Source organism: Chitinophaga eiseniae (assembly GCF_900167135.1).
GTDB classification, from domain to species: Bacteria; Bacteroidota; Bacteroidia; order Chitinophagales; family Chitinophagaceae; genus Chitinophaga; species Chitinophaga eiseniae.
In genome coordinates this window covers 115,281-141,445 of record NZ_FUWZ01000001.1, presented here as the reverse complement: position 1 = coordinate 141,445, position 26,165 = coordinate 115,281, and the positions used below count along the sequence as shown (strand labels likewise).

17 protein-coding genes are annotated in these 26,165 nt (G+C 51.6%); 6 read left to right on the top strand and 11 right to left on the bottom strand.

Annotated elements, in window-relative coordinates; all coding sequences use genetic code 11:
- The first annotated feature begins 137 nt into the window (after positions 1–137).
- Positions 138–602 (top strand): MarR family winged helix-turn-helix transcriptional regulator, encoded by a 465-nt coding sequence (locus tag B5D63_RS00500; protein WP_078666833.1) that lies wholly within the window; start codon positions 138–140, stop codon positions 600–602.
- Between the two features lie 95 nt (positions 603–697).
- Here B5D63_RS00500 and B5D63_RS00495 read toward each other — a convergent pair whose 3' ends face one another.
- Complete coding sequence (locus B5D63_RS00495) at positions 698–1,624, bottom strand: FecR family protein (RefSeq protein ID WP_078666832.1); 927 nt, start codon at positions 1,622–1,624, stop codon at positions 698–700.
- Between the two features lie 141 nt (positions 1,625–1,765).
- Between B5D63_RS00495 and B5D63_RS00490 the strand changes: the two genes are divergently transcribed.
- Positions 1,766–3,058: a tetratricopeptide repeat protein gene (locus B5D63_RS00490; protein ID WP_078666831.1), complete on the top strand. Its 1,293-nt coding sequence runs from the start codon at positions 1,766–1,768 to the stop codon at positions 3,056–3,058.
- On the opposite strand, the gene B5D63_RS00485 is transcribed toward B5D63_RS00490, so the two are convergent.
- The 10 genes from B5D63_RS00485 to B5D63_RS00440 form a co-directional block, all read right to left on the bottom strand.
- Positions 3,047–3,289, bottom strand: coding sequence for a hypothetical protein (locus B5D63_RS00485; protein ID WP_143312712.1), 243 nt, complete (start codon positions 3,287–3,289; stop codon positions 3,047–3,049). The genes B5D63_RS00490 and B5D63_RS00485 overlap by 12 nt on opposite strands.
- Before the next feature lie 53 nt (positions 3,290–3,342).
- Positions 3,343–4,494, bottom strand: coding sequence for an alginate lyase family protein (locus B5D63_RS00480; protein ID WP_078666829.1), 1,152 nt, complete (start codon positions 4,492–4,494; stop codon positions 3,343–3,345).
- A gap of 254 nt (positions 4,495–4,748) precedes the next feature.
- Positions 4,749–6,554, bottom strand: a complete 1,806-nt coding sequence (locus B5D63_RS00475; RefSeq protein ID WP_078666828.1) for a glycoside hydrolase family 36 protein — start codon at positions 6,552–6,554, stop codon at positions 4,749–4,751.
- Between the two features lie 4 nt (positions 6,555–6,558).
- Entirely contained in the window at positions 6,559–8,418 is a 1,860-nt protein-coding gene (locus B5D63_RS00470; RefSeq protein WP_078666827.1) for an alpha-L-fucosidase, read from the bottom strand.
- A complete protein-coding gene (locus tag B5D63_RS00465) occupies positions 8,415–10,943 on the bottom strand; it encodes a glycoside hydrolase family 95 protein (protein WP_078666826.1) in 2,529 nt (842 codons plus the stop codon). The genes B5D63_RS00470 and B5D63_RS00465 overlap by 4 nt, the downstream gene beginning before the upstream one ends.
- Before the next feature lie 23 nt (positions 10,944–10,966).
- Complete coding sequence (locus B5D63_RS00460; protein WP_078666825.1) at positions 10,967–13,444, bottom strand: glycoside hydrolase family 2 TIM barrel-domain containing protein; 2,478 nt, start codon at positions 13,442–13,444, stop codon at positions 10,967–10,969.
- A 727-nt stretch (positions 13,445–14,171) separates the two neighbouring features.
- Entirely contained in the window at positions 14,172–14,687 is a 516-nt protein-coding gene (locus B5D63_RS00455) for a response regulator transcription factor (protein WP_159455840.1), read from the bottom strand.
- 1,056 nt (positions 14,688–15,743) lie between these two features.
- The gene (locus tag B5D63_RS00450; protein WP_078666823.1) at positions 15,744–17,087 is read right to left on the bottom strand and encodes an alpha-L-fucosidase; all 1,344 of its coding nucleotides are present in this window, start codon (positions 17,085–17,087) and stop codon (positions 15,744–15,746) included.
- 34 nt (positions 17,088–17,121) lie between these two features.
- Positions 17,122–19,278, bottom strand: coding sequence for an alpha-galactosidase (locus tag B5D63_RS00445; RefSeq protein ID WP_078666822.1), 2,157 nt, complete (start codon positions 19,276–19,278; stop codon positions 17,122–17,124).
- A gap of 24 nt (positions 19,279–19,302) precedes the next feature.
- Positions 19,303–21,090 (bottom strand): alpha-L-fucosidase, encoded by a 1,788-nt coding sequence (locus B5D63_RS00440; protein WP_078666821.1) that lies wholly within the window; start codon positions 21,088–21,090, stop codon positions 19,303–19,305.
- Positions 21,091–22,698: 1,608 nt separating this feature from the next.
- Between B5D63_RS00440 and B5D63_RS34510 the strand changes: the two genes are divergently transcribed.
- The 4 genes from B5D63_RS34510 (at position 22,699) to B5D63_RS00425 (ending at position 26,132) form a co-directional block, all read left to right on the top strand.
- Positions 22,699–23,163, top strand: a complete 465-nt coding sequence (locus tag B5D63_RS34510; protein ID WP_143312711.1) for a hypothetical protein — start codon at positions 22,699–22,701, stop codon at positions 23,161–23,163.
- Between the two features lie 21 nt (positions 23,164–23,184).
- Positions 23,185–23,757, top strand: a complete 573-nt coding sequence (locus B5D63_RS00435; protein WP_143312710.1) for a TetR/AcrR family transcriptional regulator — start codon at positions 23,185–23,187, stop codon at positions 23,755–23,757.
- 44 nt (positions 23,758–23,801) lie between these two features.
- Entirely contained in the window at positions 23,802–24,239 is a 438-nt protein-coding gene (locus tag B5D63_RS00430) for a universal stress protein (protein ID WP_078666819.1), read from the top strand.
- Between the two features lie 225 nt (positions 24,240–24,464).
- Positions 24,465–26,132: an autotransporter outer membrane beta-barrel domain-containing protein gene (locus tag B5D63_RS00425; protein ID WP_143312709.1), complete on the top strand. Its 1,668-nt coding sequence runs from the start codon at positions 24,465–24,467 to the stop codon at positions 26,130–26,132.
- Positions 26,133–26,165 lie beyond the last annotated feature (33 nt).

Here is a 26,165-nt window from a genome sequence, read left to right as displayed (position 1 = left end):
TATTTGAGACCATACCGTAATGGCTGATTACGTGTACAAACAGCACTGTTCTTTACCATAATCATATTGAGCGAAGGGTTGACGCCGTGTCAGCCCTTCGCCGTTTCACATACCAAACCTACCTACATACAGTATTTATGAGTACAACAGAAGAAAGATACGAGGCTTCCCTTGCCAGGAGAAAGTCCAGCCTGGGCCGCCTGCTCAGCCTCGTAAAAAAAGATCTCGACCAGCACCTGGTAGAAAAACTGCTGGAACGGGGCTACAAAAATTTCCGTCCGGGCGACATGGTCGTTCTCATCAACATCGACGATGCCGGTACGATCAACAATGAGCTGGCTAAAAAAGCCCGCATCAGCAAACAGGCCATGAGCAAAGTGGTGAAAAACCTGGAAGCAGATGGCTACATCGCCACCCGCAAACATGACACCGACAACCGCGCCAGCCTCATCTTCCTCACCGATATGGGAAAGATGCTGATGATAGAGGCCTCAGAGTCTATCAAGGAAATAGAAGCAAGCTACATCGATGTCGTAGGAGAAGAAGACATCACCACCTTAAAAGCGGTTCTCCTGCGCCTGCATGCAGGACTGAACCTGTAATATTGCCATAAAACCCCTGTACTGTAAGCATTCCCAAGTCTTTAACCCGCCCCGTCACCAGCCCGGCCTTCCGGCGCTACAGGATGCCTGTTGCTTTATTTGATCGTCAGGTAATAACGGTCCATACTGTCTTTTACCAGATGGGCGGACAGGCTTTGCTGTAACAACGCGATCGTCTCTTTCTCAGTTTTTTTATTCAGGTTGATCGTTAACTTTTTTGCGCAAAGGCTTTCTGCGGAAGGCGGGACCATTATGTGGATACCATACACACCACTCACCGCCTCCAGTATTTCCGCCGCCGGCACATTACGGAAAGCCAGTTCTCCCGTTTTCCATGCCAGCGGAGCCTGGCTGGCCAGCTGCTTCCGGGCAGGCGCCCGCTGTTGGTCCAGCGTTCCCTGCATACTGGCAGTGAGCGTCATGGTGTCCGGCCTTTTCCCGGAAACACCAATCGCTCCCCGGGTGACAAATACTTTGGTACGACTGGCGGACGCTTGCACATGAAAAGCCCCGGCCGTGGTTTCCAGCTGATAATCTCCCGGAACCAGCACGGTACAGGAAGTGTTACTGCCAAGGTCTATAAACACATCTCCTTCCGATATCACCGCGTATATCGATTGCCGCTGACTGCTATCGAACGAAATGGCCGCGTTTTTGTTCAGTATAATATACCCGCCCGGAAAATGCAGGGAGTCTATCCGGCCGGTATTGTTGACGTGAGAAAGCAGTTTACGGGGTGTTGCACGGGAATTTAACAACAACAGTATCACTGCCAGTACCAGCAACACTACCGCTGATACCCATGTTTTAATGGAATACAGGAAAGCCGGCATCAATGTTGTTTTCACCGCAGCGGTGGCTGCAACAGGGGGGGTAGCGGCTGCCAGCCATGCAGCCAGCTTGTTTTCCACATAACGGGCCTGCTCAGGGCTTTCAGCGACCAACGCCGCAATAGCCTCCTGTAACGCAGGATCATGTGGCGTTTGAATAAAACGTATAATCAGCTCATCAATGGCTGGCATAGGTGCAAAAAATTACTGTCCTGTGGCTGGGAAACTGGTACAACCGGCAAGATACAAAAGCCGGCGCACAGAATAAATAATTAGGCCACCTCGGGAAGGTTTAATATTTTTAATACAGACGAAAAGGCAAAAACGATAGGTATGTCACCTGAAATACACTACGACCAGGACTACATTGAGGGCTTGCTGCATCACTCTCCGGAAATTATTGATGATATCTACCAGCGTTTCGCCTCCAAAGAGAAACGTTTCATACTGCAAAAGAGCGGCACTGTCAAAGACGCAGCCCATATTTTCGAAGAAGCATTGATGGACATCTACTATTATGCGCGGCGCCATCCGTTGCAGGTAAGCTCCTTTGAACCCTTTCTTCAATTGTTGTGCAAGCGCATATGGGAGCGGGAACTGGAAAGAAGAGGACAACGCATCGCCGGCATGGAAGCGGAAGAAAACGCCGCCCTCACCCGCGATGATATGATCGATATAGAAGATGTGCTGAAAGAAGGCGAAAAAAGAAGGCTCGCCTACAGTTATTATCTCCAACTCAGCGATACCTGCAAAGAACTGCTGAGCTGGTCGCTCACCGACTGCCTGCAGGAGGACATCGCCGTCGCCACTAAAATACCGGTGCGGGAACTTCCCGCCAACAGACAGTCCTGCTACCTTTCCCTCTTCAAAGATCTCGACGCCAAATTAAAATCCGGCGGCATGACTGCAGATGACCTCGTTGCTGCCGATCGTTTCCTGGCAGGCCAGATGCCGGAAGCAGAAAAAAGGCTCTTCGATGCACGGCTGAAAACAGACGCCACGCTCAATCAGCAGGTGAAACGATTTGAACTGTTCCGCCAGCTGCTGGCGCAACGCATCTGTAAAGACCCGTCCCGGGATGCCCTGCTGCATCAACTCTTCTCCCGCCGCAATGCCTGGTTTGCACAGAAAGAAAGTACGCCTACGCCTATCCGCAATACGGTGATCCTCATCGCCCTCTTTGCCGCAGGTATCGCCATCATGCTGTACGTCAGCCCATGGCGGAAAAATATCTACCGCCAGTTCGCCTCCACTGAAATGCAGGCCCCCGACGCAGACAGCCTCCGGCTACCGAAAGAAGCCATTGAAAAATTCAACCGCGGCCATTTTGCCGACGCCATCACCATACTGGACAAAGTACTGCAACAATACCCCAATAACCTCTACGCCCGCTACTACCGCGGCGTATGCAAAGTAGACCTGAACCAGCTCCAGCCGGCACGGGCTGACCTGGTACAGGTATACCAACAAAGCAATGACCTCAAATATGAAGCTGCTTTTTACATGGGACTGAGCTATCTTAAGGAGGGACACAAGCAGGAATGTCTGGACTGGCTACTCAAAATACCACCCCAGGCTCCCAATTATGTCAAGGTGCAGAAACTGATAGAAGAATTAGGCGGATAGCCTGTACGGATTGCTACTGTAATGGATAAAGCTTTCCACCTCTCCTTTAATCAGTTCATAAACAGGCGCTTTTTCCCTTTTTATGTGCACCAGCTGCTGTAATACCAGGAAGTAAATTTCACCCCGGCTGCAGCCATCGATCTGGGCTTTAAGAATGTCGTTTTTTACCGCTTCACAACTGTTGGCATCCAGTTTCTGGTAAATGACATACAAGTCGTTCATCCAACTCATACCTCTAAAGTTTTATTTCATAGGAACCTAAAGATATTAAAAAAAATCGTAAATCACAAATAAATCACGGGATTGCGGACAGGCAGGTTGCGAAGCACTTCTTCTACCTGAGGATCATGGTTTAACATCAGCCACAGACGGTAATAATCCATATTATTAAAAGCCGCCGCCCCAAACAACAGGAAAGGCTGGGCCACCGGCCACTCGCTCCAATACATCACATCTTTGGGATAGGGCCACGTGCTCTTGTCTTTCACATAAGGATACAGAAAAGCAATCCCTTTGGCCATATTACGCCGCTCCGCCGTATATCGCCAGAGGTTATTCTTTTTGTCGCTCAGCAACTGGCAAATAGTGCTCATCGCATCGAGGTTAAACAACGAGTAGCCGTAGGGTTTAGTCCGGTGAAGCTCCAGCGGGAAACTGCCGTCTTCCGCCATCTGTGCGGGTAACAATACGGTTTTATACCGGTTGATGCAGAAGCTGGTCCACTCCCGGTTACCGGTAAACTGTGCAAAAGCGGCCACCTGCATCACCCAACAGGTACCATGGTTGTTCTTCGCGTTCATCTCGTCCTTACCATAAGGATGGGTAGTCATCCAGTTCAGATAAGCTGTAAACCAATGCTTAAACGCCACCAGGTCGGCCGGCGGTATCATGCCCGCCTTCTCCATGATCCGCAGTGCCTGCACCACCTCCAGCAGATGAATGGTATCGATAATGCCAATGCCCCTGCCGGTAACCCTGCCTTTGATAGCCTGTGCATACAGCAGGCTGGGATTCATTCGCGTAGCCTCATCTTCAAACCAGGCACGGGCATGTACCAGCGCGTGCTGCAGGTAGGTTTTGTCTTTAGTGGCCACATAACCTGCCGCCAGCGCTCCCATCACACGGCTAAAGCGGATCATCACCTCCCGGTGCTTCACAAAATTATCCGGGTTGCTTTGCCCGTCACGCTGCACGTACGGACTGTCGAGAGACGCAGGGTTCGGCCACCAGTAATCGCCTTCGGAATAAAAATCATGCTTGTCCCCCGCACTACGGTCACAGCTAAACGCTGTAATCGTCAGCGGCATCTGTTGCAGCGCCCAGCCGGCACGTTCCAGGATAGCGGGTTTGGTGTCCCGCAGCACTTTCTTCAGCAACGGGGATTGCGCTTGCGCCTGCCCGGCGAACAGTAATAAAAACAATATAACGTACCGCATAGGAATTAATATTTGTTCACGCAAAGACGCCAAGCAGCAAAGACGCTAAGAAAAATAAGAAAAAAAAGAAGATCTCGCAAAGACGCCAAGCAGCAAAGACGCTAAGAAAAATAAGAAAAAAAAGAAGATCTCGCAAAGGCGCCAAGCTGCAAAGACGCTAAGAATAATAAGAAAAAAAGAAGATCACGCAAAGAGGCAGGAAAAATGAGAAAAACAGCAAAGGGTGATCTTCGCTCCTTTGCTGCTTATGTTGCTTAGCGACTTTGCGTGAGTGTGAGTGTGATGACCTTTCCGTCATGCCCTCCCACTTCCATGGTAAAGCTGCCGGTGTGCCTGCCATAACTTCTCCCCGTCCAGTAATCCAGTACCTCACAGGGTTTATCCAGTTTCACCGTTATTTTTTTGGGAGATGCCTGCCAGTTGAGTAAGATAATATTTTTTCCTGTTGCGGTGTTGACTTCTCCCACCTCAAAATTGGTATCGGTGAAAGCGGCCGCTTTCGCCGTGGGCGGCACCGCTTTGCGCAGCATACTCAGCCGCTCGGGAGATATTTTCGTCAGATCGTCGCCACTGAGCATCATACCACCGGTAGCATAAATCAGCGCTGCATGGAAATTAAATTCATTGTCAGGCATGTTGCCGGTGAGCACCAGGCAATCGGGATCATTCCACCACAGGCGGCCGTTCTGCCAGGAGCGATAGAGATTCTCGCGGCCTGACTTTTCAAATACGGTCCAGGTACGTTTGATGTCCATACTGCTGCGGGAGCCGTGTACCAGCCCCAGCGAGGGCCACAACGGATGGTTACATCCCAGGATAAAGGCGTCGCGGGTGCCTTTGAGAATAGCAGTCATGCCACGGCGGTAAGCTTCCACCCTTGTGGCGTTTTTATCGTAATAAACACCACCGTGAATGGCCCCCCAGAAATTGGCGTCGAGCTTGAAGTAAGTCACCCCCCAGTCGTTGCGCATGGTACGGAACAGCTGTTCAAAATGCCGTTGTACTTCCGGATGGGTACCGTCCAGCACATACCACGGCTTCAGACGCCAGCCGCCGAAAGTAACCAGGTCGCTGCGCAGCGGCTTACCGCTATTGTCTTTCACCAGCCAGTCGGGATGTTGTTTGAAAATGGCAGAATTGCTGTCGCAGATAAAAGGGGCTACCCAGATAGCCGGTTCAAACCCTTTATCACGGATGGTATGCAGCACCTGCTGCACATTGCCGCCAAAAGAATTACCCACTTCCAGCCAGTCGCCCATATGCGGCTGATAACCATCGTCCAGCTGGATGTATTTCAGCGCAGGGATATTGGTTTTAATGTAATCGAGATTATCATAAATATTCTGAGCGGTCACCCTGGGGCCGAAGCAATACCAGGAGCACCAGCCGCTGGGTGGCGCTTTGAACGCCAGCCGTGGATGGAAATGATGAATGCGGTCAGCGAAACGGTCCAGCAGGTTGTTGCCGTCCTTACCGCTGAGCACCATCAGTTCCTCCAGTTTAAACTCCTTGCCTGGCGCCAGCTCCAGGTCTTCCAGGTCTACTACCGCCTTGATGGTATCCGCAGAGAGATAGAACTTGCCAACAAACCGGTTACTGGAAGTGTACCCCAGCAATAGTTGCACGTCGTTCGCCGGATACAGCCGCAGCAGGTTGTAAACAGCCAGGTAACCGTCTGGCTTCGGTATTTTATAGTGCCCTTCATCTGTGTAGTTGCCTAATGTTTTAGGCGCCTCCAATGTGCCGGCCGACTGCGTCAGCATTTGAAAACCCTCAGCGTAAAAGGGCGTAGAGGATGGCAACACTTTGCCCACGGCGCCCAGCACAACTTCTTTCAGTTTTACCGGTTGACTACCGGTATTGACTACACGCACATTGCATAATTCTCCGGACCAGTTGCGTACCACCTTCACCGTGGCCGGGGCTACCGTGCCATCCGGCTGGTACACCGCAGCGGGACTGGCTTTCAGCGATTTTATAAACTGGTCTGTTTCTCCTGCACGCGCCAGCAACTGGCCCAGCAGCAAACAAGCTGTTACTATCAGGGAGGGTTTCTTCATAACGTTATTTTGGTTGCATAGTGATTTCAAATAGTCTCATTAATTCGGGACCGCTGATCTGTGCCGGCTTCATGGTGATCTCATATTCTCCTGCCGGCAGTCTTATTTCCTGCAATGCCTGTGTAACGATCTCCGTTTTCCTGGCGGAGGCCACCTCCGCCAGGATCACATTTTTACCGATACGGATTTCGTAGGCGTTGCCAGGAGGCTGGTCTGTAGCGTATTTGATGCCAATGTTAAACACGGCATCGCGGGTGGTCCGCACCTTCCAGCTGAGGTACTGGTCTGTGTTTTTCCAGCCATATACATAATAGGCGGCCTTTTTACCATCGCCGAAGGAGAAACCTTTGCCGTGTTGTGTGGCATCGAACGCCCGCAGCACGTTGGTGATACGGCGGGTATCCAATACCCGCACGCTATCCCCTTTCATGGTTTTCATTTCGAGGACGATTACGCTGTTCACACTGTCCGGCGCGGTTTCCGGCAGGGTGATGCTCAGGTCTTTCGGGGTCACGCGGGTCACTTTCACCGGCTGCCTGTTAGCCAGCAGGTATGCGTTTTCCACGTTTCCGTACAAACCGCCTACATATAAGGGATTGTTCCATTGAAACACATGCAGGTACAGTTTATTGCCTTTGCGGGTGCTTTCGCCCCAGGGTTGCGCCGGCAGCGGCGTAGCAGTAGTGCCGTAGATACTCTCCCCGTTCTGCTGCATCCAGCCGCCAATACCGTGCAGGATCAAAGTATCCCGTGGGTCTATGGAGCCATCGCCTTCCGGGCCGATGTTCATCAGCAGGTTCCCGCCTTTTGCGGCTGCCTTGGCCATCAGGCGGATGAAGAAACCTACCGGTTTATGACTGCTGTCATAACGGGAATACCCATATGATTCGTTGGTCGTGGGAATCGCTTCCCAATCGCCGCTTACAGGGTAAAACTCCGCCGGCCGGTCGGAAGTGTTCTTATAATCGCCGAAGGAAATGGCGCTCGTGCGGGCCAGCCTTCCGTTGACCACCACCTGGTCGTCTACCGCACGAATGGCTTCCAGGATACGGATGTTCTCACTCAGTGGCAGCTTGTGCGGCGTATCAAACCAGAGGATGTCCGGATGATATTTGCGCAGCAGCTCGTGTATCTGCGGAATAGCTTTTTCGTTGACATACTGCACAGCTTTAGGTAGCAGCTCCGGATGAGCGTCGTACCAGTTGGTACCGCCATACAGGTTTTTGTCCCCGCCGGGATTATGATAGTCCCAGTCATTACCGGGAGCGTCCGGATGTTCCCAGTCAAAAGCATGCGAATAATAAAAGCCGAAACGGATACCGTACTTTTTACAGGCGGCCGACAGCGCCGCCATCGGGTCTTGTTTAAAAGGCGATTGACGGATGCTGTAATCTCCGATAGCAGTGGGATACATCGCCACGCCATCGTGATGTTTGGCCGTAATAATGAGATAGCGCATGCCTGCATCACGGATCATTTTCACCCAGGCGTCGGCATCGAAGTGTGCCGGGTTAAAGTATTGTATCAGTTTCTCCGCATACTCCTGCCGGCCGATTTTTTCTTTCCGCATCAGGTGTTCGGCATAACCTTCCACCTTTTTGCCGTTCCATTCGCCACCGGGCACCGAGTATACGCCCCAGTGGATAAAGCAGCCGAAGCGTGCTTCCCGCCACCAGGCGATGCGCTGGTCATGGGTTTTCATGGAGGCAGTCCACCAGCCATGTACCGCCGAATCAATGGCAGCTTTATCACGGCTGGCGGCTTTCTGGGCGAGGATGCCATCGTCATCGCCTTTCACCTGCGCCGTGGCAGTAGCGGATACAACGCCAACGGCTATACTGAATATCGTTGTTCTGAAACTCATCGGATGTCATAGGTTTTACCTGCTACCGTGGGCACATCGTATTCATATACTTTTTTGAGTGACAGCTCCGCCAGTTTAGACGCATCTTTCACCTCGGTTTTTACCGGTATGGGTAGTGGATAAAATGAATTGCTGTTGTCGCCCACCGCAGGCTGCATGGCTGTACCGTTCACCTGCACCGGTTTTGCTGTGCGGATGCGCAGGTTGCCTCCCAGCAGGGAATGTACTGTCGCATGGACAAGCCGCCCATTTTTCCATGCTATATCAACTTCAAAGCCGCCCCGCGCTTTCAGGCCTTTGACACTGCCGGAAGGCCATGCGTCCGGCAGCGCGGGCAACAGGTGCACCACACCGTCGTGACTCTGTACCAGCATCTCGGTAATACCGGAGGTAACGCCAAAGTTGCCGTCTATCTGGAAGGGCGGATGCGCATCGAACAGGTTAGGATAAGATCCGCCGCTGTTATCAGCTACGCTCACTTCCTGGCCGCCGGCGAGGAACAGCTGTTTGTTCAGCATCGTATAGGCGTGATTGCCGTCTTCGAGGCGCGCCCACCAGTTGATCTTCCAGGATTTAGACCAGCCGGTTCCGCCATCACCCCGCATCAGTAAACTGCGTTTAGCCGCCGCCGCGAGTACCGTGTCTCTGCGCGGATTAATAAAATTACCCGGGAAGAGGCCGTACACGTGGGATACGTGACGGTGATTGTCTTTCGGATCGTCCCAGTCTTTATACCACTCCTGCAGCTGACCGTATTGTCCTACCTGGAAAGGGAATATATCTTTCATCCGGTCTTTTATTTTTGCGGCGAGTTCGGCGTCCTTGCCCAATACTGCCGCGGCGCGCAGGGTATTGGTAAACAGATCATGGATGATAGACAGGTCCATGGTGGTAGCAATGCTCACGGAACCCTCCCTTTTTCCGTCAATCAGGAAATTGTTTTCAGGAGTAGTGGAGGGATTGGTGACCCACTGCCCTTTATCATTTTTAATGAGCCAGTCGAGCATGAATTCAGCAGCGCCTTTCAGGTCGGGATACATCTGTTCCAGCTGTTTTTTATTGCCGGTGAACAGGTAGTGTTCCCACAGGTGACGACTCAGCCAGGCCCCGCCCATGGGCCATATTGCCCATTTAGGATTTCCGTTGGGGTCGCTGAAATCGAAGCCGCCGACCGGATTGGTCATCGCCCAGATGTCTGTGTTATGATGGGCGGTCCAGCCGGAAGCGCCGTAATTAACGGCTGCGGTTACACGTCCGCGTTTAGCCATCTTGTGGATGAAGTCAAACAATGGCTGGCCGCACTCCGACAGGTTGGCCGTTTCGGAAGGCCAGTAATTCATTTCCGTATTGATATTGATGGTGTAGTTGGAGCCCCATGGCGGCTGCATCTCCTTATTCCATAAGCCTTGCAGGCTAAGTGCAGGACCGCCTTTACGGGAACCGGCGATCATCAGGTAGCGGCCGTATTGGTACAACAGGGTGGTCAGCTGCGGATCGCGGTTACCGCCGTTGCTGGTGTATACCTTCAGGCGTTCATCGGTGGGCAGTTGTTCGCCGCCGTCGGTGCCCAGGTCCAGCGCCACTTTACTGAACAGCCGCTGATAATCTGCAAGATGGTTGTTCAGTAATGAAGTGTAGGCGGCGCCCTGTGCTTTCTTCAGCGGAGCGGCGGCTGCAGCGGCAGGGTCTCCGGCCCAGTCTTCCGGGCTTTTGTAGCTGGTACCAACAGACACCAGCAACACCGCCTCCGTAGCACCGTTTACGGTGATCCCTGCGGTATCGGCGGTTATTTTACCGCCGCTGCTGCGGGCATCTATATGCACTTCGTAATTGATGCCTTTATCGCCGTAAACGATCTGTTTGGCTTCATAGGGGCGGCTGGCCACATATTCCGGACAGCGGCCTTTCATCACGAGGTAGTGATTATTGACCGCTTTGTTCGTATGTGGCATCACGTTAGCGAAGGTGGTGTGGAAGCGCAACATGCCCGGTTTACTGGCGGTGTAGCGGATAACCAGCAGCTGGGCGGGGTAACTGGAAAAGACTTCCCGGGTATAATGTACGCCATCTGCCGTGTAGGAAACTTTGCTGACGCCGCGGTTGAGGTCCAGCTCACGGCGGTAGCTGTCTGCTTCCCGGGGTACGTCGTTTTCGATAAAGAGGCTGCCCAGTGTGATGTAGCGAGCACTATAGGTGCCCATCATTTTTTTGGCCAGCTTATCGGCTTCTTTGTATTTGCCTTCATTGAGCAGCTGGCGCATCTGCGGCAGTGTTTCTTTGGCCAGCGGGTTATCGCCGTTGCGCGGTGTGCCGGACCAAAGGAAACCTTCATTGAGTTGCAGCTCTTCTTTCTGTACGCCGCCGAAGACCATGGCGCCTATACGGCCGTTGCCTACGGGCAGCGCTTCCACCCATTGCCGGGCAGGTTGTTTGTACCAGAGCTTCAGCAGGGAATCGGCCGGAGTGGCGGCATGCGCCTGCCACGAAAAAATCAGCAGCCCTATTCCGGTAAAAATTTTTTTCATGAGCACGTCGTGTTTGAATACAGTTAATAGGTAATGGTAGTGATGCCGGAGGTCATTCCTTTCGCCGTAGCAGCTACTGCCGCTGTGCCGGAGCCGTTGGCGGTACGCAGAAAAATACAGGCCTGACCGTTAGCCAGCTGTACTTTCCGGGAACCGCTGGCAGTGCCCTGATCGACGATCAGCCGACCATCTCCTGCCAGTGAAAAGGTGATCTCGTTGGCCGCATCGAGGCACAGCACCCCCTTTTCATCTACAGCTTTTACGCGCACTTTACGGAGTTGATCGCCGGTAAAGGTTTTATCTTCTTCCAGTATCAGTTTCACGGGGGCAGACCATGTGGCGGTCTGGTATTGCCAGGTAACTTCATCAGTGATGGTATGTTTTCCCTTCCGGGCCACCACTTTTATGCGGTTGTCGCCTGTTTGCAGCGGCGCCTGCCAGCGCAGGCCGGCAGCGGGAAAGTCCTGGCTGTTGCGTTTTCTGACACCGGCGCTTTTGCCGTTGACAAACAGTTCTGCTTCCGTGCAGTTGGAGTATACGCGTATCTCTTTGGTTTCTCCTTCCCTGCCCCAGCGTATGGGCCAGCCGTGGCCGTAGATATGTGCCATGGGCGCTTCCGTCCAGTACGACTGGAACACGTAGTATATTTCTTTGGGGGTAAGATCGCGGGCCACGATGCCTTTCTGATTGACATAAGGCACCGGGTTTTCCGGCCGCAGCGGCGTGGAGAAATCTTTGAACACCCAGTAAGCGGTGCCGGTCAGCTGAGGCATGGTTTCCTGTTCTTTCAGGTGCCAGTCCACCAGGTTCACCGCGTAAGACTCTGACCAGTCGCCATCTTTAGAGGCCCTGGCGTTGCCGCCGGTGAGGGCGAAATCGCCGCTGCGTTCGTCGGCGCCTTTGCCGGTAGCCACTTGTTTGATAAACTGTTCCGGCTCTTCTGCAAAGCGGCCCTGATGACTGTCGGCGCCCCATTCAGCATGAAAGAAATGAGGTACGCGGGCTATCTCTTTCAGGCTTTCGGTTTTGTATTCCGTATAGCGGCCACGGTACCAGCCGGCCCAGATGGAAGGCGAGTATACGTCCACGATGTCTTTACAGAAATCGCAGCGGCGGATAGTAGTTTTGCGCGTGCTATCCTGCTGATGCGCCATGGTATTTAGTTCCGACATAAAAGCGCGGATCTTCTCTTTATCAAATTCGGGAAAATCACCGGGCCAGTCGTTTTCATTGCCCAGTCCCCACAGGATAACAGCCGGATGGTTACGATGCTGGCTGATCATATTTGTCAGCATCCTGCGTGCCTGTTCTTTGTAGGTATCTCCCCCCAGTCCGCCTCTGCACCAGGGTATTTCTTCCCATACCAGGATGCCCAGGCTGTCGCACAACTGCAATACGATGCGTGATTGCTGGTAGTGGCCAAGCCGGATAAAATTGGCGCCCATATTTTTAATGAGCAGCATTTCCCTGCGGACCATGTCTTCTGTCATCGCGGCGGCTACGCCGGCATGATCTTCATGGCGATGGGTCCCGTGCAGCAGCAACCGTTTGCCGTTGAGCAGGAAAGGTCCCTGTTTTATAAATTCAAAGTGGCGGAAGCCGGTATGGTCTTTCCATCCGGCAGTGCCGGCGGTGGAGGTAAGGCGGGCTTCCACGGTGTACAGGCTGGGCTGACCGGGTGACCACTGTATTGGTTTTTTCAGGGAGATGACAGCCAGTGGTTGTTCTCCGGTTTTTATGTCGATGTCCTGCCGGATTTCTTTTACGATTTTCTGTTGCGGGTCGAGCAGGCGGAGCTCCAGCGTGCCGCGGGAGATGTTGCCCGGGTTACGGAAAGCGGCGCTGACGTTCAGCGTGCCTTTGTTACCGGCGGCGTCGGTGACCGCTTGTAGATGAAAGGTTTCGAAGGATAACGCCGGCGCATAAACGAGATTGACATAACGATATAGTCCGCCGTACACGTTAAAGTCCGACATGTCGGAGGGGATCATTTCCAGGTCGCGGGTATTGTCACAGCGGACGGACACCGGTACTTTCCCTTTGAAACGTTTGGCTTCCGGCGATTGAAGGAACTGCCGCACCGCTTCGGTGATATCCGCCGTCCATTCATCATAGCCGCCGGTATGGGTGGTCACCTTCGTTGTATAGACATATACAGCCGTCTTTTGTCCCGCGCCTTCAAAATGCAGCAGCGTACGGCCATTTGTATAAGGGTTGTTGATGTCCAGCAGGGTGCGGTACCAGCCGGGCCCTTCGTAGTAGTTTTCTTCCGGGCTCACGGCATCCGTGGCGTTGAAGCAGTGTGGCAGAGTTACCTGTTGCCACAGCGGCACAGATTCGGGGCTGCCTGCGGCAACGGGCCTGACGGCTTCCCAGATACCGCCGAGGTCTCCCCGGAGATACTCCCAGTGCTGTGTAAGGCGGGTTGATTGCTGCGCCTGACAAAGAAAACTGCCTGATAACAGGCACCATAACATCCACCAGAATCCTGTTCTTTTCATAACTGTTGTTGTTGGTCAAAAGAAACGCCGCTACGGCCATTTCCGGCGCGGGCCTTTCATGGCAGTTCATTGTATCACGGTGTTCCAAAAGCTGTCTGAATTTGGTTGCTGCGCTATTTTCCCTGCTGCTGTTTTTTCTTCATAACGTGCTTTGGCAACAGGTTTAAAATAGAATAGTGAAAGTTATGCAAACGGTTGCATAACTTTCACTATTATTTTGTCTTTTATCGGTAGTTTTTAAACTGTGATGGCCGTGATTCCCGCTGATTCGCCTGCTGGGTGGAGATTGCAGCGAAGGCAGCAGCGGAGAAGATGCCTGTCGGCTATCCCCCCAACGTTGTGTCCGTCGTTTTCCTCCTGCTAACCTGTCGGGCGCCCTGTACTTTTTATCTGTTCTGCCTCACTTTTCTCTGCTGTATCAATGGCGGGTACAGGATAAAGATAGCCTGCCGCAGATCGGCTATCTGGCGCATAGCACGCTCCGTCCCGACACACAGCGGCATGTCGGATGAGCACATTTCGGTTTTATCACGGAGAAGGATCAGGCACAAGTGCAGGGCTTTACAGATGTCACTACCTTAACTGATGCGTGTTAAAGGTTCGGTTTCCATTGAGGGAATCAGGCACAGGCTCCAGGTTGGGCATTCACATTTCCACTAATGATAGCAGCACGTCGGGCACAGGCAATTGTGCGTTGTTGGCACTGGTCAGTTTAACCGGTAAAAGTTCACACCAGCCGTTCTTTCATGGCTTTTACAATGGCATTGGACCGGGAATTCACGTCAAGTTTACGGTAGATGTTCATGATATGCGAGCGGACGGTCCCCACACTGATATGACAGTGTTCGGCAATCTGCTTGTAGGTATCACCATTCACCAGGCAACGCAGGATTTCTTTTTCACGGGGTGATAACCCATAGGGGTCATGAGCATTTCCGCGTTCTTTCCGGAAAAACGCCAATACCTTGTTTACTGCTACCATATTGGACTGTAGCGCTGTCTCGTAAACCTGCGATATAAACTCTGACAATGACACAGGCGGTATGTGGTCTACCGCCAGACCTTCCTCCCGCGCGGGCATCTCTGTCAGGGATTTACCTTTCTCATTTAAAGTCAGTAAAATCACGTTTATGTCGGGATACGCAGCTTTTACAATACTGGCAGCCTCAATCGCAGTCAATCCGGGTATCTCTATATCCATAAAAACAAGGTTACAGATATCTTTAGCTAATTGTTGTAACATGTTCGTTGATTCGCTATGCAATGCTGCAACCTCATAAACTTCCCCTTCTCCTAAATGACCAGCATTTATAGGCCCCACTTTTTTCATATTATTCCTTTTGGGTTATGTATATTTCGTATGAAAATCTTCCATTTTTAACCGTAAGTCTGGAAGCTGGTATGGCTGAATATTTTGCATAATGGAAAGTTCACACGGTTTCCATACCCCAAACAAATTTGATACAATTACTAGCAGCAGTCAATCGGATACGTATATGGTTTTTCAATAAATATTAATATACAATTTGTTCTATATTAGAGTAAAAACTAACTATTAACGTGGTTTAAATCAATAAATTAAGGATTAACTGAATTACAATCAACTAGTTATCAGCTTTTTGAAAGCCGCCTATTTTTGCAATTCTAACAAATTATACTTAATCATATATATTATATTTTAACCATTTCTGTACATTTTTAAACCGCCTCTCCTATTTTTTCAAATTTCAGTTCTTCGGAACGGTTGGCTGGATATTCCGGAAAACCAACAGGGTTTTTCTGCTTTTAACCATCACGCAGTCTGGCTGATTACGACTCTGACAACCTTACAATCCTGTATACTTTTTACTTCATTGGCCCCCGGCAACCTGTTGACAAAACATCCGGGCAAATATGGTTTTAATGGTTTTAGTGTTTCTTCCGCCATCCTTTTCTGCAGCTGATACAGGCGTTCCCGTTAACAGCGGAAACCTGCACAGATACCTGATAGTTGGTTGTGTCCGGCGAATTGATGATACGGATATGGTTTTTCCCATTGCTGTGTTGATGACATTAGGACCTTCCCTGCGATAATGGTGTGTTGAAGCCGGATGATGTCCGTTGCGCCGGAGATATCTTCCCGATCCCGGCTGATAGCTTCATTCCGAATGTTTAACAAAAAAGAAATGGTACAATAAAAATAATATCTTTTCTCACAAAAAGAAGGGTTTTTTCTAATAACTGAAAAAACGCAAAAAGCGGAAGGCTTATTGTACCCTCCGCTTTTGCGTTTTCATACTCATTGCTTATTTCTGCCGGACTACTCCAGCATCAGCTCGATTACCGGGATTTCCACGTCCGGTTTGCGTACAGGCACATCAATCGCCAGTCCGCCTTTATCAGTGTCTTTCATTTTCAGTTCAGAGCCATCGTGCAGGAACTGGGCATATTTTACTTTTCCTTTCAGTCCCGGCAACTCTATGCGTTGTAACGGATAATCGAGCAGGTGCACATACAACCTTTTGGTGTCGGGATTATATGTGAGCAGGGTATTATCCGGCCGCTGAATACCGGCAGGCGCCTCTGTACAGCCATAAATAGCGCGGCCGTTGACTTTCATCCATTCCCCCATGCCATGTAACCGTTCCTGTGCGCGGGCATCGAACAGTCCGCGGGAAGTCGGCCCCACATTCAGCAACAGATTGCCCCCTTTACTCACCGTCTCGATCAGCAATACCAGCAGCTGCTTGTTATCTTTCCAGCTGGTCTCATCACGGTAATACCCCCATGAACCGGAGAAAGTCTGGCAGGTTTCCCAGTGTATGCGCTTACCGTTACGGGTAGGCCACTCGGATACTTTGTACTGCTCCGGTGTCACAAAATCACCGCCATCGTCATATTCGCCGAGATCGAGACGATCATTGACAATAATGCCAGGCTGCAATTTGCGCACCATTTTCAGCAGTTCCACAGAATTCCAGTCATTGTGATCTTTTCCGTTTGCACCCGGGTAGGAAAAGTCCGTCCACAGCATATCAATCTTACCATAATTGGTCATCAGTTCCCGTACCTGGTTAAACAGGTAAGTGCGGTACTTCTCCATATCACGGCCTTTATTGATCCGTTCATATTCTTTCGGGTCGCTGACACGCTGCGGATGCACCCGGTCAATGGTAAAGTCAGGATGATGCCAGTCAATCAGTGAATAGTAAAATCCTACTTTCAGCCCTTCCGCCCTGAAAGCACCCACCCATTCCCTGACCAGGTCTTTTTTGATGAGGGTCTTTGTGGCCTTGTAATCAGTGTATTTGGAATCGAAGAGACAAAAGCCTTCGTGGTGTTTGGTGGTGATCACCGCATACTTCATGCCGGCCGCTTTCGCCATGCGCGCCCATTCGCGTGGGTTGTACAGGTCCGGATCGAAGTTGTCGAAGTATTTCTGATAAGCACTATCGGTAATGCGCTCATAATTTTTGATCCACTCGTGACGGGCAGGCAGGGAATACAGTCCCCAGTGGATAAACATCCCGAAGCGGTCGTGCACCCACCAGGACAGCCGTTTTTCCATTTGCTCCGGTGTCTCGCTGAAGATCTTTTTCTGCGCCTGCGCCTGTATCTGCAGGCAACACAGCAGGGTAATAACGGCGAATGTCAGTTTCTTCATAAATCGTAATTAAAGGATTTGTATTAATGGATGTTTATTCCGCTACCAGCCAGGTATAACCTGAAGCGGGGATGGTCACTTTCACATGAGCGGTATACTGACGGTCAAGCGTATACGTTTTGGGCGCGCCCTCTTTCTCCCGGATCTTCACCGACTGCGTAAGTCCGGTGTAATACAGTGGTAGTGTTATTTCCCGGGTAATGGGCGTTGTTGTTGGATTGTACAGCATCACCATCGCTTTCTGCGGCAGCGAGGAACTGATATGCATGATTCCATCCCAGTCGCGGCCATCGGGGCGGCGGAGATGCATTACATCGGTATTGAGAATGTCGCGGTATTTTTTATACCAGTTCACCACCTGTTGCACCAGTTGACGGGTGGCATCCGTATCATAGAGTCTCGGGCCGCGGTAGCATGCCTGTACGCCGGCGCCATAGTACTGTATCATCAGCTGGTCGTAGGTATCGAGATGGTCTTTGAGCGGCTCCAGCGTAGCTTCAGCGCCGCCGCCATGGTATTCGCTCAGTGGTACGAAGCCCCAACCCATGGAAGGTGTTTTTTCCCAGGTGCCGTCAAAGATATTTTGCCGGTTGAGGATCAGCTGTTCAGCCCTTGGCAGGGAGAAATTCACCTCCCGGTAGCCGAGGCTGATTTTGTTGGTGCCATCCATAAAATACCAGTCGGGCGCATTGATGTATACCCCTTTTGCATTGAGAAAACGATACAATCCTTTTTGCAGCTGCATCTGTTTCCACTGAGAGTCTTCTTTGCCGCTATGGCCGGGGTGGGTAGTAGAAGCGCAGACGTCGCCGGGATAGGGGCCGTCGTTTTCGAAGATGTCGAATCCGGTGGCGGTGATGAAATGTTTTATTTTATCGAGGTAACTGAGGCCCCATTTGCTGCCCATGCAGGGGGCGTTGCCGAAGAAGGCGCCGCCGGGTTTACCGGTAGCGGGATTGATCACGTCGTCTTCATCACTGATACGCCTGCTGGAAAACAGGGAGTATCCGCCCAGCATCACCTTTTTACTGTGAGCGTAATCTGCCAGTGCTTTGAATTTTGCGATGTTGGCAGCACTGGTGTCTTCCATATTGAGACCACTGCCGAAGCTGAGGATCACGCCTTCGTAGCCGGTAGCAGCACATTGATCGACGATATTTTTCACTTTTGCCGGGTCGGTGCTGACCAGGTGCATGAAGATGGGATTTTCCGTGGTCCATGGCGCCAGTACGCGGTACATACGACGTTTGGCGAGACCGTTCCGTTCGCGGTCATAACCGTCGAGCAGCAGTTCGTAAGTGCGGATAGATTCGAAATGTTCGCCTGCCGCCATGCTGATGCCCACGGGGACTTTTGGATGTACTTCCAGCAGACAGGGCGTCAGCAGGTCGTAGTTCACCTGTGAGGTATAGGTACTGTCTGTTTTCCAGTGGGTGGTCTGATCGCTGAGCGATGCGGTCATGGAGTTATTGAACGTGTAGTTACTTTCCACGTAGATGCCGTGCGGCGTCCTTATCTTATCCGGGCTGCCCACCACAGTGGATTCCTCTTCCGGGGTGGCCAGTATTTCATGGACCACCTGGTCCAGCTTCAGCGTTTGCCCGGTACCGTTAGTAATCTCCAGCCATTTGGATAGCAGCGGTATACCGTCGAAAACTTCGTAGTGTACTTTTACCGTCACACCCTGTAATTCGGGCGCCTGTGCTTTATAGGCGAAGATCACCGCTTTTCCGGTGGCCTGCCGGGGATTGGAGCACCAACGGTTGGCTTTCCAGCGGAGTACCGGTTGAATGTCGGCGAACTGGTGACCGGTATATGTAAAATCATTGGCGCCTGCCTGCAGATTATCGAGCCAGGCGGGCAACAGGTAGGCGTTCTGGTGCTGTCCGGCGGCGCCGCCCACCTGGTAGGCGCGCCCGTTGATAAAGAGGCGGGCTTCGGGTTTTACGGCGCGCAGCAACTGCTCTCCGCTCACAAGGTTGCGGAAGTCGGTGCAGATAACGTTGGGGGTAGTACGAAAACTGCGGCTCAGCAAACCGTTGCTGAGTACAATTTCCTTCCCTTTCTCCGTGGCGGTGGCGGTAAATCCTTTCGGATCGATCAGCCAGTCACGGGCTGGCATTTTCGTTTGTGCCATTGCCAGTGTGGCATACATGCCTGCCGTCAGCAGCAGGGGCGTCATTTTTTTCATTGGTCACTAAGATTTAGCATATACTTATTTCACCGGCTGAAGGATGACCTTCCGCAGGCGGAACAATTCTTTTTTATTGCCGGCTACCGGCTTAATAGCCAGGTTGTGTTTGCCGGGTTTATCTACATGCAGGTTACCGATCGCATGCTGGATAAACAGGAGTGGCTGATGACTGTCGTACTCGCCGGTAAACAAGGTGAGGAAAGGCAGCCGCTGTCCGTTGAGCGTCACTACGCCTTGTTGGGATGCGCCGGACTTCTCACAGGCATAATCCAATATTATCTTGTAATCGCCCACGTCCTGTATGTCCAGCGGAAACACCAATGCATCTTCCGGTGTGATCATACCGTAGGCGAGGTTATCATGTTTCCAGTCACCGAAATAGTGCGACCAGGTGAACAGTTTATTTTTGGCAGCACCATTATAGACGGCCCATATGGTGGGGATTTCAGCCTGCGGGTACTGGCTGCTGACCGTTTGTGTGCGCAGCTGGGAGAGATCGGACTGGTTGCCGCTGTACTCCATTACGAGCACGGTATTACGTGTATCCGGCAACGTTACCGGAAGTTGTACCGTCGTTTCGCCGGGTTGTTGTTGGAACTGCAATGTTTGATGGGTGCCGAGTATTTTAACGGATTTTACGTGTGCGTCTACGCCGGGGAGCCGCAGCTGGCGGTTGGCCGGCATTTCCCACACATGCAGGAACAGTTTGCCTGGTTTGCTGGTGGTAACGCCCCAGGGCTGCGCGGGCAGGAGTCCGTAGGTGGTGCCGTAAATACTTTCTCCGTATTGCTGCAACCATTTGCCTGTAGCCTTGAGGTAGTCAACGGAGTACTGCGGCCATTTACCGTCACCGTCCGGCCCTACGTTGAGCATCAGGTTGCCGCCTTTGGAGGCCACGTTGGAGAGGAGATGTATAATTTCTTTGGGAGATTTAAAATTGAGATCGTGTTGGATATAGCCCCAGGAGTCGTTGTGGGTGTAGATAGACTCCCATGCGCCGGCGATGGGCACCGGCGGCACTTCAGAATCGCCGAAGTCGCGATAGTCGCCCAAACCATGACCTACCCTGCTGCTGAACAGGCAGTTGGGCTGCAGCAGCCGCAGGCTGTCGATCATCTGTTTGGTTTGTTCAGGCGTAAGGCCGCCAGGCATATCAAACCATACCAGTCCCAGTTGCCCATAGTTGGTCAGCAGTTCTTTCAGTTGCGGGATGGATTTGGTGCGGTAATATTGCTGGTAGTCTTTCTCTTTGGTTTTGAAGTCCCAGCTGTTGCCACCGCCGTTAGGCTCGTGCCAGTCGAGGAACTGGGAGTAATAGAAGCCGAATGGAATGCCTTTATCGCGGCAGGCTTTGGCGAGCGCTTTCATAGGGTCCTTACCATACGGGGAGGCATCTACGATATCGAAGTCCGTTACTTTGGAGTCGTACATGCTGAACCCTTCATGGTGTTTGGCGGTTATTACCAGGTATTTTACACCTGCTTCCCGGGCGATGCCGGCCCACTCTTCCGCATTAAACCCTTGCGGGTTGAAGGTTTTAGCAACCTCAGCATATTCAGCGGCCGGTGCCTTTGCCCTGTTCATGAGCCATTCGCCGCTGCCATAGTAGCTGCTGTCCTTCCAGCGGCCACCGAGTTTGGAGTATAATCCCCAGTGTATAAATAAGCCAAATTTTGCGCTGGTAAACCATTTCAGCCCCGGATGGGCAGCGTTGTGGCCGCCTGATTTGGTCCACATATCGGGCATGTCCTGGGCAAACAGGGCAGGATACAGACATACCGTCCATAACAGCAGTACGAGTCGTTTCATAACGGCGGATTTTTATAGCATCGGACAAAAAATATACATAACCTGCGGCTTGTGCAAGCGGCTGGAAAATGCTATCAGGGAAAGGGAAAATGGTACAAGAAAAGCTGGTATGAGGGCCAGCGTTTGCGTTAACGAATGGTTAACCAATTTTACAAAATGTAATTTCTATCTTCGAAGTAGAAAGTTACACGATAGCATCCTGCATGATAACTTTTTCAACGGTTAGCTTTTACTTTATTCAACATATTACTAGGCTTCAATTTTGATTATCAACATCTGTCAGTAGCTATACATTTCTGCAGATGACATGTGAATGTTTTTAAAGCCCTTGCTGCATTGTCACAGCAAGGGTATTTTTTTGCTGTTAAGTCCCGGCTCGTTATGCTGTCGTTTTCCTGTTTGAGAGGACGATTGTTTCTTATAGATTATGCTGCGGATTTATTGCAGTTATATCTTCTCTTTATCAAAGCATCTTTGCAGATCCGCTACGGCAGCACTTCATATCCCGGTGACGGCCTTACTTTCCACTGTTACATAATTGCAGTATCTACCTTTCCTCACCGTTACTCTTTTCCACTGCTATCTGACAGCGTTTTGTAGCGAATGTGCAGCGGCATGTCTGTACAGGCGCGGCCGGGTGTCTCACCCATTAACCGCATTCTGCTCCTGTAACAGGCAGGTGATTATTTCCCGGAGGGTGCTGTAACACATGTACCCACCGGGGCGATGGCTCGGTGCCATAATGTTTCGGTCCGTATCTGAACCGGGCGATGGACAAGCCTTTCCGAAAGTCATTGTCTGCCTGATGCTGTAGCGTCAGGCAGGCATTGGTTTTATGGGATATGCTGCTGAGCGTTATCCGGCATCACAGCAGGAAAGCCACTTTCCCGTTTCGCTTGTTGTCCTGCCGCCGCAAGCAGCAGCCGGGAGGCCATCTTCCACGATGCCTGGCCCTATGGATAGCCTTATTGCCTCATAGAAGCCTTTTTGCCGGGGCTACTACCGGATAAATGACCCTTAACTCCTGACTACAGGCTATTTGGGCATTCTTCATTGCCGTCGGAAAGCATATTTTCTTGCCAGACGGCCCTCTCAACCCATCCAGTGAGGCATGTGGATAACGTTTGTGGATAAACCGGGATCTCCCGGCCGGCCGATGGTCAACCAAAAATACCATCACCCCTTCCGTAAAGGATTTCATAAGTTATCAACATACATGTGAATATCGTGTGTGGATACCTGTTAATAAGTGTGGATAAATATTAAACATCAGACAATGCTTACCTGTAAAGAGTTTCAGCCAATATCAAGGGCTTCCCTAATTGTTAATCCGAGGACGTTTAGATTCTATTAACTAAACCAGAATGGATTGCCAGTAATATTACGGTACTAACACTGCGTTATGGAAAATAGTAACAAATGAAATGCATACATCTAACAAATATCTCAGCTAAACCCCAATCGGCTTGTCCAGGCCAGTTGGATTTTTTCCAATCAATGGTTGACTAATTCATAGGCTGATTAAACCGGCGCTGTCCGACGCCTGATTTAATCGATGCTATTAATACCCCGTGGTATACATTACGGGGATTCATCGAAAGGGGTTGTTTGACGGTTATTTTGCATCTCTCCTCCTATTCACCTCTCCTCATCACCTTCCTTTCATTACTGCTTTTCATTGCTTGTTTTGGCTATGCAAATTTCAACATCAACAATGGAACCGGGAGCATCCATCCTGCCGGCAATACCGGGGATGAAACCATGGCTGCCGACACCTATTTGCTATCCTGTAAGACCAGGCGGGCGATACCGGGGATGAAACCACGACTGCCGGCTACCATTTGTTATCCCGTAAGACCAGGCAGGCAGGAAAACAAAAGAACAAGGTTGACTAGCAGCACAAGTACCACCATGTTCATCTCCGTAGTAAAAGGACATGCCGGACCTGAAATGAACCATCGGGAGACACAGGGCTTTCTCCCTAAAATATGGGCATCACCTCCCGGATTTATTAACAGGAACACCTGGGGACAAATGTTTCTTCTTCTTTTGAAACTGTTTTTTAGCGAATAAATATTCACTTATATTTGTAGTGTGAAATTGAAGGACGATAAGAAGTATGCCCGGATTTTCAGGGCTGTGCTCAAGCTGGTAGCAAAAAAGGGCCTGGCGGGCATGACCATGGGGGATATTTCCAAAGAGGCGGGGATTGCCACCGGCACCCTGTATGTTTATTTTGATAACAAAGATGCGCTGATCAACGCGTTGTTTGCTGCCTGCCGGGAGAATTCCGTGGCGGTATCTTTCCGGGATTATGATCCGCAGGCACCGTTCAAGCCTGGTTTCCGGCACATCTGGATGAACATACTCCGCTACCGGTTGCAGCATTTTGAAGAATTCATTTTCCTGGAACAATGCTACCACTCCCCTTACATTACCGCTGCTACGCGGGAAAAGGCAAGACAGCTGGCTGAGCCGTTTTATGCCCTGATAGCAAGGGGACAGGCAGAACAACTGATTAAAAATGTGGAAAAGGATTTACTGATTACCTTTATTATCGGGTCCATGAACGAGCTGGTAAAACAGATCCATTACAGCGGCGCCGCCCTCACAAAGGCCAGGATGAGCACCACATTCGACCTCTGCTGGGACGCCATCAAAGCCTGACACACAGATAAGCGAATAATTATTCACATATAAATACACCGCATATGGCAGAAATATTGATCGCAGTCGACCTGAGCCCATTCTCTGAACAGGTGATCAGCACCGGTGTGGAGCTGGCAGAAAAAATGCACGCCGCCGTTTCGCTGTTCACCGTGATCGAAATCGGTATTGGCCTCGGCCTGCCGGAAGCCGGGCCCGTATTTACCGATGACATACAAGGCAGGATCAAAGAAGCAGAAGACATTCTTCAGACGTACAAAAACAAGTACCCCGCTGCCAATGTCAGCATCCGTGTAACGACCGGCAACCCGAAAAACGAAACACTCGATGAAGCCCACAACGGGCAGACAGCCATCCTCGTAGTAGGTACCCACGGACGCACCGGCCTCAACCACATGCTGGTAGGCAGCACGGCGGAATATATTATCCGTCACGCCCGTATCCCCGTACTCGTGGTCCCCTACAACAAAGAAGAGCACTAGGCGACAAACAGTCAACGACTATAATACAACAGCAAACGGCCCTGTCTGTTGCAGCTTATCCCGGCCCCGGCCGGGATATTTTTTTGTCCTCAACCTAACGGGAAAGCGTATATTTATATCGAATTAGTTATTGCAGGATATCTGTATCCTACCCCGCCCCCAGCCCCAAAACCGGGCCCTATACCGCTTTGTCTTTATCCACTCACCCCCTCAATTTTCTTGTGCATGAAAAAGTACTACACCATTCTTCGTCTGGCAGCGTTAATGCTATTCCTGCTGGCGTCCCAGGCAACGTGGGCCCAGCTGAAAATCGGTGATAACCCGTCAACCATCAACAAAGCCTCTATTCTTGAACTGGAGAGCCTTCGGCAGGGCCTGCTGCTCCCCAGGATTCCGGACACCACCCTGGCGCCACTCACCACGGCACCCGATGGGATGATCATCTATTTTACCGGTACACAAAGCCTCCTGGTACGTCGCGGCGGATACTGGGCCAAACTGGCCGACAGCCTCTCCGTTTCCGGCAGCAGCTGGCAGCTGAAAGGCAATGCGGGCACCACGTCGGCAAACTATATCGGTACGTCCGATAATCAGCCCTTGTCCATCAGGACCAACGGCACAGAAGCTATCAGCATCGGCGCCAACCAGAACGTAGCCCTCAAACAGGTGCCTGCCAGCACCTCGCTGGTCAGCGTTCTGGTCATCGATCCGGCTACCGGCACCGTCAACCAGCGGGACCTCTCCGCAGCCGCTTTCAATGACGCGATCCGTACCCTCAACGGCGTAGCTAAGCAAGGGTTTACCATTAAAGCAGACACCGCCAATGCTGCCTACGGCATCACCACCACAGCGGCAGATAGTACCATCACCATGAACGTGCCTATTGTGAACGGCGCTACGCAAAAGACCGGTCTGCTTACTTACGCCGACTGGGCGAACTTCAGCAGTAAACAACAGGCCATCACCATCGGCGCTTTTGTAAACACCCCTACCAACGCCAATGGCCTCGCCCTGGACCCGGCCACCGGCACGCTGCAACTGGTCGCCGCTGACGCCACCAACCCCGGCGGCGTATCCGTCACCAACCAGACATTCGCAGGCGTAAAAACATTCCGCGACAGCGCCAGCATGGCCGGCAACCTGGGGGTAACCGGGGCAGCCTCCGTCGGCAACGGACTGCATATCAGCGCTGGCGGCGCCAATATCACCGGTAACGTGACCCTTGCCACCGCCCCGGCTAACGTCAGCACCGCCACCACCAGCGTACTTTTCCGTAACCCCGCCACCGGCGCTATCGAAAACAGACTGGTGGACTCCAGCGCTTTCTCGGCAGGCATCCGGCAAATCAACGGACAAACCGGTCCCGCCATCTCTTTCCTCACCGGTAAAAACGGTACCGATGTCGGCATCGATAGTACCTCCGTCACTAACCGCATCACCATCAATGTACCCGACGCAAGCACCACAGCACGCGGTGTCGTCAATGATTCCACGCAGACCTTCGCTGGTAACAAAACCCTGCGCGACTCCCTCGCCGTAGGTAAAGGCGCCAACATCGGCAGCGCCACCAAAGCCAATTCCACCCTGCAGGTAAGCGGCTCCATGTCCATGAACATCCGGTCTGTCAACAGTTCCGGCAGCCTCACCGAAACAGACAATACCGTACTGGTCGACGCCTCCTCCGGCGCCGTCACCATCACCCTGCCTCCGGGCACCAACATCACAGGCCGTGTGTACACCATCAAAAAAACCGGCGGCAGCATCGACAACAGCGTCATCATACAACCTACCGGCGGACAGATAGAAGGCGGCAGCAATTACACTATCTACAACAACTACACCTATGTAACCATTCAGACAGACGGCACCAACTGGTGGGTCATCAAGAAATAAACAACGATACATTACTGGTGCTAAACTGTTATT

Bases quoted from the DNA above. Each gene is read 5' to 3' on its own strand.
- B5D63_RS00440 (WP_078666821.1), bottom strand. From the start codon at position 21,090: ATGAAACGACTCGTACTGCTGTTATGGACGGTATGTCTGTATCCTGCC.
- B5D63_RS00445 (WP_078666822.1), bottom strand. From the start codon at position 19,278: ATGAAAAAAATGACGCCCCTGCTGCTGACGGCAGGCATGTATGCCACA.
- B5D63_RS00480 (WP_078666829.1), bottom strand. From the start codon at position 4,494: ATGCGGTACGTTATATTGTTTTTATTACTGTTCGCCGGGCAGGCGCAA.
- B5D63_RS00500 (WP_078666833.1), top strand. From the start codon at position 138: ATGAGTACAACAGAAGAAAGATACGAGGCTTCCCTTGCCAGGAGAAAG.
- B5D63_RS00455 (WP_159455840.1), bottom strand. From the start codon at position 14,687: ATGTTACAACAATTAGCTAAAGATATCTGTAACCTTGTTTTTATGGAT.
- B5D63_RS00470 (WP_078666827.1), bottom strand. From the start codon at position 8,418: ATGAGTTTCAGAACAACGATATTCAGTATAGCCGTTGGCGTTGTATCC.
- B5D63_RS00450 (WP_078666823.1), bottom strand. From the start codon at position 17,087: ATGAAGAAACTGACATTCGCCGTTATTACCCTGCTGTGTTGCCTGCAG.
- B5D63_RS00495 (WP_078666832.1), bottom strand. From the start codon at position 1,624: ATGCCAGCCATTGATGAGCTGATTATACGTTTTATTCAAACGCCACAT.
- B5D63_RS00460 (WP_078666825.1), bottom strand. From the start codon at position 13,444: ATGAAAAGAACAGGATTCTGGTGGATGTTATGGTGCCTGTTATCAGGC.
- B5D63_RS00425 (WP_143312709.1), top strand. From the start codon at position 24,465: ATGAAAAAGTACTACACCATTCTTCGTCTGGCAGCGTTAATGCTATTC.
- B5D63_RS00430 (WP_078666819.1), top strand. From the start codon at position 23,802: ATGGCAGAAATATTGATCGCAGTCGACCTGAGCCCATTCTCTGAACAG.
- B5D63_RS00490 (WP_078666831.1), top strand. From the start codon at position 1,766: ATGTCACCTGAAATACACTACGACCAGGACTACATTGAGGGCTTGCTG.
- B5D63_RS00465 (WP_078666826.1), bottom strand. From the start codon at position 10,943: ATGAAAAAAATTTTTACCGGAATAGGGCTGCTGATTTTTTCGTGGCAG.
- B5D63_RS00485 (WP_143312712.1), bottom strand. From the start codon at position 3,289: ATGAGTTGGATGAACGACTTGTATGTCATTTACCAGAAACTGGATGCC.
- B5D63_RS00475 (WP_078666828.1), bottom strand. From the start codon at position 6,554: ATGAAGAAACCCTCCCTGATAGTAACAGCTTGTTTGCTGCTGGGCCAG.